At 38.7% G+C, this 7,018-nt stretch carries 5 protein-coding genes; 1 reads left to right on the top strand and 4 read right to left on the bottom strand.

The genetic code is table 11. The annotated features are described in order from the left end of the window. A partial coding sequence (locus tag U0839_RS03960; protein ID WP_413550116.1) for an FAD/NAD(P)-binding protein occupies positions 1-1,692 on the top strand: 1,692 nt, incomplete at its 5' end. Positions 1,693-1,802: 110 nt separating this feature from the next. On the opposite strand, the gene U0839_RS03955 is transcribed toward U0839_RS03960, so the two are convergent. The 4 genes from U0839_RS03955 to truB form a co-directional block, all read right to left on the bottom strand. Next, positions 1,803-3,221 (bottom strand): NAD(P)H-dependent flavin oxidoreductase, encoded by a 1,419-nt coding sequence (locus U0839_RS03955; protein WP_155566036.1) that lies wholly within the window; start codon positions 3,219-3,221, stop codon positions 1,803-1,805. Between the two features lie 132 nt (positions 3,222-3,353). Continuing rightward, a complete protein-coding gene (pnp, locus tag U0839_RS03950) occupies positions 3,354-5,522 on the bottom strand; it encodes a polyribonucleotide nucleotidyltransferase (RefSeq protein ID WP_155568577.1) in 2,169 nt (722 codons plus the stop codon). Positions 5,523-5,760: 238 nt separating this feature from the next. Continuing rightward, positions 5,761-6,030, bottom strand: coding sequence for a 30S ribosomal protein S15 (gene rpsO / locus U0839_RS03945; RefSeq protein ID WP_110439101.1), 270 nt, complete (start codon positions 6,028-6,030; stop codon positions 5,761-5,763). 19 nt (positions 6,031-6,049) lie between these two features. Next, positions 6,050-6,976: a tRNA pseudouridine(55) synthase TruB gene (gene truB, locus U0839_RS03940; protein ID WP_155566038.1), complete on the bottom strand. Its 927-nt coding sequence runs from the start codon at positions 6,974-6,976 to the stop codon at positions 6,050-6,052. Positions 6,977-7,018 lie beyond the last annotated feature (42 nt).

Below are 7,018 nucleotides of genomic sequence, written 5' to 3'. Positions count from 1 at the left end.
GAGAAACTAAAAGATAGGCAGATTATTTTACAACTATTTAACGAAAATAAAGATTATGGTGCCGGTTGTCATGATATCAATCAATCAGAAAATTTATTGGTTAACACTATTTGCAGTCAGATTACTGTTTTCCCTGATGATACGGTTAAAAACTACAAATATGCAATCCGGGGACCAACCTTTTATGAATGGTTAAAAATCAAATATAAATCACAAGATAAAACAATCAACCCTTTAAACTATTATTCACGAAAGGATCTTGGCGAATATCTATGCTGGGTCTTTAATTATTTATGTTCTATCAAGGTACAAAACCTTCAGATCATCAAAATACAGGAAAAAGTTATAAACATTTCCGGAAGTGATAAAAAAAAATGGAGTATCGTTACGAAAAATAATACTTACTCATCTGATATTATTTGTATAACCACCGGTCACGATACCCAAAATTGCGAATTTCCAAATAAGAAAAAAATATATGCATATCCTTTGGAAAAATTAGACCATATCATTACAAATAAAGAAACCGTTGCAATACAGGGACTTGGCTTGACCACATTTGACGTTATTTCCAAATTGACTGAAGACAGAGGAGGGAAATTCATTAAGGAAAAAGATCACCTAATCTATCAACCCTCTGGAAAGGAACCTAAAATTATAGCCTTTTCCAGATCAGGATTGCCCTTGAATGCACGGGGGAGAACGCAAAAAGAATTAAGAGAACAATACAAGCCCCAAATTTTTACCAAAGAAAAAATAATTGAGTTAAAAAACAATAAAAAAATTGATTTTGAAAAGGATTATCTCCCGTTATTGATTGAAGAAATGGAATGTGTTTACAGTTTTACCTATCTCAAGAATCAGGACATAATCAAGGCTTATAATTTCCTTAATGACTATCTAAGAAACAAATCACAAAGAAACGCGATTGTAAAAGCCTATATTCCCGATGAAAAAGAAAGATTCTCATGGGAAAAAATTAGCGATCCGCTTGCCCATACTTCCTTCAAAAGCCAGAGAGAATTTCATGAATGGCTTTTAAACTATTTACAGGAAGATATACATAACGCTTTACAGGGCAATATAGACAATCCCACCAAGGCAAGCACTGATATTTTAAGGGATGTACGTGATTGGATCAGATTAACCGTTGACCATTGTGGCCTGTCGGAAAAAAGTGCTATCTGGTTCAATGAAGTATTTAAACCTATCATGATCCGAATTTGTGTTGGTCCACCCCTTGAGAGAATTCAGCAAATGATCGCTTTAATCAAGGCCAACATATTGCGCATAGATTTGGGGCCGAATGTTAAAGTAGAAGAAAAAAAGGAAAGCTTTTACCTAACAACACAATTTAACGAAGTCATTCGTGCTGATTATTATATTGTTGCCATGGTCAATGCACCCATTGCAAAGGAAAGCAAAGACATTCTTTTTCAAAATATCCTGAAAAACAATATAGGCTGTCAGTTCCATATTGGCAATTATGCTCTAGGAGAATTTAATGTCAATGCAAACTTCAATTTGATCAATCAAAACAATCAGATAATCAAGTCTATTTATGCTCTAGGTGTTCCCACTGAAGGCAGTAAATTTTATACTTATATTTTACCAAGACCTTTTGTTAATTCGACAGCTTTATTTGATGCAGAAGTCTGTACCAATAATTTGTTATCGCAAATTGCCAGATAATATTTTAACAAATATTCAATAGTTTTTTAAAAACTAGTTTAATCCAAAAAATTCTAAATTATTTGAACAGTAATTTAGAATTTAACATTCGATACTGGATAAATTTATCATTAATATCCGGTTATAATTCGATCAACCAACTGTTTAACTGTTGGAATAAACCCATTATCATAAAATGGGTCAGATCCAAATCGCCACCCTGTGGTTCCACTAAACATCAAATTATGATCAACCACCTCTTTTGCGTCAGGACCATTCGCATGAGCTATTGCCTGTAATGTTTTCTGAATACAAAAAGAGCGGGGATCGGGTCGATTTCCTGTCGTATAACTGGGACCAACCTGTGACCAATTTGAAAACTGGCACATTGACAGGCATCCCATGCAGTTATTCTGATCCTGTTGTATCTCTCCTGCTTTTTCAGGAGTTACAAAAATGAATGTATGATCTGGAGTCCGGAGAGGCTGAGTAAACCCCTCGCTTTCCCATTTCTTAATATTTTCAAAACTCGTCTGGGTAACATAAATCAAACGTTTTCTAGCCCCATATTCATATGGAACATTCATCATTTCTGTAGCTTCCCTTGAAAAAGGAACTTGCCTTTGAGACCGTTCCCTCAATTCATTAAGAAAACTATTTTGAACTGCCGATGAATAAAAACCTGTAGGAGAGAAATGATTAAGATATACATCACCCTTTTTCAATGTCCGCAAACGATCTTTCCAAGCTTGAGGGATTTGGCTTTCCCTCGTTAACAAAGGTCTTGTACCGAACTGAAATGCAATCATACCCAAATCTGGATTATCAATCCAATCTTCCCATTCAGAAAGCCACCAGACATTACCTGCCATAATGATTGGAACATGATCCAGTCCATATTGGCGCATGACTCTTCTCAACTCTACAACGCGTAGAAAAGGATCCTGCGGTTCTAATGGATTTTCACTATTTGATAACCCATTATGCCCCCCAGCCCTCCATGGATCTTCATAAACCACCCCACCAAGCCATTCTGGCGTTTTTCTGTAAGATCGACGCCATAACGCATTGAATGCACGTCCAGAGGAAACAATGGGATAGTAATATAATGCATGTTTTGCAGCAATTTCTGATAAACGATAGGGCATTCCCGCTCCACAGGTAACACCATTAATCAAGCCTTTTGATTGTTCCAAAACCTGAGATGCAATCAGTTCACTTGCTGCCATTTCCCACATAATATTGACATGAAGAGGCACTTTTGGCCCCGCAATATCACGGGCAACCCTTATTTGGGTTATTCCGCCCTTAATTGCATATTGAATGAGTTCTTCATGTCGTTCACGCCGTGTTTTTGCATGATAGATCTGGGGAATAACATTGCCATTTTCATCATAACTATCAGCATTTACAATGGAAATGGTTCCAATTCCACCCGCAGCAGACCAATGACCAGCAGATACTCCTGTAGAAACAGAAACCCCTTTACCCCCTTCAATCAAAGGGAGGACTTCTTTATTTCCCATACGAATTGAATTAACTGCTTTCATTATTACTCCTGCTCTATATGCAGTGGACTAAACAATCTAAACCAAAAAAACTTTGAATAGCCCACTTATATTTATTCCAATAAAAAAATCAAGAATCATCTTTTTATTGAAAAAAATGATACACATAAAAACCTATGAGCGTTTGGACTGGTTATCATTGCGATTACGAGATGACGAGCTGTTTTTGACTCCAACGGCTTCACTGATGTCAGCACCTGTTTCCTGATCTACCTCACGCATGGAAAGCTTGATTTTTCCTCGATCATCAAAACCCACAACCTTCACCTTGACAGTATCCCCCATTTTGACAACGTCACTTGTACGACCGACACGCCCGGCTGATAATTCAGAAATATGAACCAGCCCGTCACGAGCCCCCATAAAATTGACAAATGCTCCGAAATCGGCAACCTTTACAACTTTTCCTGTATAAATGCGGCCAACTTCTGGTTCAGCAATGATTGCATTGATACGCTCCTTGGCTTTTTCCGCCTGTTCATTCGATGTAACAGCAATTTGTATTGTACCATCATCATCAATATCAATTTTACAACCTGCATATTCAACAATTTCACGAATTGTTTTACCGCCAGATCCAATAATATCCCTGATCTTTTCCTTGGGCACATTCATAATGATTACATGTGGTGCATTCTCTGCAATGTCATTACGGCTTTCTGTCAAGGCTTTTGCCATTTCACCCAAAATATGAATTCTTCCTTCACGAGCCTGTTCCAAGGCCTGTTCCATAATTGCTGGTGTAATGGATGTAATTTTAATATCCATTTGTAAAGCGGTGACACCAACTTCAGTACCAGCAACTTTAAAATCCATATCTCCCAGATGATCTTCATCACCAAGGATATCACTCAATACAGCAACACCCTTTTTCTCCTTGATCAATCCCATGGCAATTCCCGCTACAGGACGTTCCAGTGGCACACCTGCATCCATCAGGGATAAAGAGGTTCCACAAACCGTAGCCATAGAGGACGAACCGTTACTTTCCGTAATTTCAGAAACTACACGCATGGTATATGGAAATTTTTCCTTGCTTGGCAACAGAGGATGGATAGCTCTCCATGCCAGTTTTCCATGACCAATTTCACGACGCCCAGGTGAACCCAACCGTCCACATTCCCCCACAGAATAAGGAGGAAAATTATAATGCAACATGAAATTAGAACGATATTCCCCTTCTAACGCATCCACAACCTGTTCATCTTGAGTTGTACCTAAAGTTGTCACAACCAGAGCTTGCGTTTCACCCCGGGTAAAAAGAGCGGATCCGTGTGTTCTAGGTAAAACACCAACTTCACTGATAATGGGTCGAATCGTGGTTAAATCACGTCCGTCAATCCGCAATCCTGTCTTTAGCACTGAATTACGAACAATATCGGCTTCCAATTTATCAATCAAGGAACCCGCCTTGGCTGTATCAAATTCTTCCTCAACAAGCTTATCAATAATTTTGGTACGTGCCGCATCCAGTAAAGTGTAACGTTTTTGCTTTTCCTTTTCCTTATAGGCTTCCGCCAAAGGTTTGCGTCCAATCTTGTCAATACGAGTTTTTAATTTCTTCTCTTCTGCAGTAGGTTCAGACAATTCCCAAGGTTGACGGGCAGCATGCTCGGCCAAAGCGATAATTGCATCAATAACAGGCTGACAGGCCTCGTGACCAAAATTAACAGCCCCCAACATTACTTCTTCACTTAATTCCTGGGCTTCGGATTCAACCATCAGAACCCCTTCGGAAGTACCCGCCACAACCAAGTCCAATTTGGTTTGATCCATCTCCGCCAAAACCGGATTTAGAACATATTCATTATCAATATATCCAACCCGGCAACCCGCAATCGGTCCAAAGAAAGGAATACCGGACAGGGTCAGCGCTGCAGAACAGCCAATCATGGCAACAATGGCAGGATCATTTTCCATATCATGACTTAAAACAGTCGCTATAACCTGCACTTCATTACAAAAATTATCAGGAAATAATGGACGAATAGGCCGATCAATAAGTCGAGAGATCAATGTCTCGATTTCAGAAGCGCGCCCCTCACGTTTGAAAAAACCGCCAGGAATTTTTCCAACTGCAAAAGCCTTTTCCTGATAATGCACGGTTAATGGAAAGAAATCCTGATCTGGATTGGCTTTCTTATTTCCAACAGCTGTACATAATACTGTAGTCCCGCCATAAGTGGCCATCACTGCACCATCTGCCTGACGCGCTATTTTACCTGTTTCCAGAATAAGAGGACGTCCCCCCCATTCAATTTCCTTACGATAATATTTAAACATTTTTTATCCTATGAAGTTATACGCAAGAAAATTTTTTTAACCATCATTACATTCAATGCTGTAAATAACAGCGTTTCGGACGGCATGGAGCATTTATATTTTGTTATTTTCACACCATGTGGCCTGAAACGCTGTAAAGCTGGATTTCAAAAAACTTTCCTGTTTTGATTATAATATACTCAATATTCTTAATTTATAAAATAAAGACTGGTTTAATAGATAAACCAGTCTTTATTTTTTAACGACGCAAACCTAAACGCTTGATCAGGTTTTCATAACGGCTTTTATTAACCCGACTGATGTAGGCCAGCAAACGACGACGTTGACCAACCAATTTCAATAACCCACGCCGGGAATGAAAATCCTTGGCGTGTTCTTTCATATGTTCAGTTAAATTATTAATTCTTTCTGTTAACAAAGCAATCTGAACCTCAGGAGACCCTGTATCATTTTCTTTGGTTTGGTATTCTTTAATTAGCTGGGTACGACGATCCGGTGTAATCGACATCGTATATCCTTTCATCAATTTAAATATTAAAAATACGAACAGGACGCAGCCATTTATTGTTTAAATGGCACAATCCTATAAAATGCTCCTTTTTCATTGCACGAACAATGCCATCATATGAATTCACATCCAGTGCAAAACGATTCCGTATCTCGGTCAGATCAATAGATTTGCCAAAATTCAGGGATTCAGCCTCCTCTTCAGTCATAGCTAGAGCCGGGATGTCGTCCAGCGCAGTTTGAACGGGAAGAAGCATATCTAAAGAAACAATTCCTTTTTTGCCATTTTCAACGAGTTTGTCCAGTAAAAAAGCATTTGCAATATCAAATGGACCCACGCGAAGGCGGCGTAATTCAGAAACATAACCAACTGTATTACAGGCAACCGCCAAATCCCTGGCTAAAGAACGCATATAAACGCCTTTACCAGAAACAACTTCAAACTTTGCACGATCTTTATCAATCCGTTCTATCATTCGAAAAGAATCAATACGTGCCAACCGTTCTTTTAGTTGAGGTTTTTCCCCTTGACGTGCTAAGTCATAAGAACGTCTACCTTGCACCTTTACCGCTGAGTAAATAGGAGGTACCTGATATATTTCTCCTTGAAAGGACTGTAAAGCTTTATTGATTTGTTCATCACCCGGTCTGAACTCTGAATGGTCAAGAACCTCACCTTCAGCATCATCCGTTGTACGAGATTCTCCAAAAGTAAGTTCAAAATGATAAACTTTTGTCTTATCCATAATGTAAGGGATTGTTTTGGTTGCCTGGCCAAAAGCGATGGGTAACAACCCTGTCGCCAATGGATCCAAGGTACCACTATGCCCTACCTTACAGGCATTAAAAACATATTTCACCCTATTTACAACGTAAGCAGATGTCACATTTAATGGTTTATCAACAAGAAGCCATCCATCCAACTTCTGTTTACGTTTTGTATGCATCAATCAATCAAAAATCCTAATTCTCTGAAAAGTAACTTTTAT

The sequence above is a fragment of the Commensalibacter sp. A3DC genome (genome assembly GCF_047307945.1).
GTDB lineage: Bacteria > Pseudomonadota > Alphaproteobacteria > Acetobacterales > Acetobacteraceae > Commensalibacter > Commensalibacter melissae.
The sequence above is the reverse complement of the archived record's forward strand: the minus strand, read 5'-3'. Positions and strand labels throughout refer to the sequence as shown.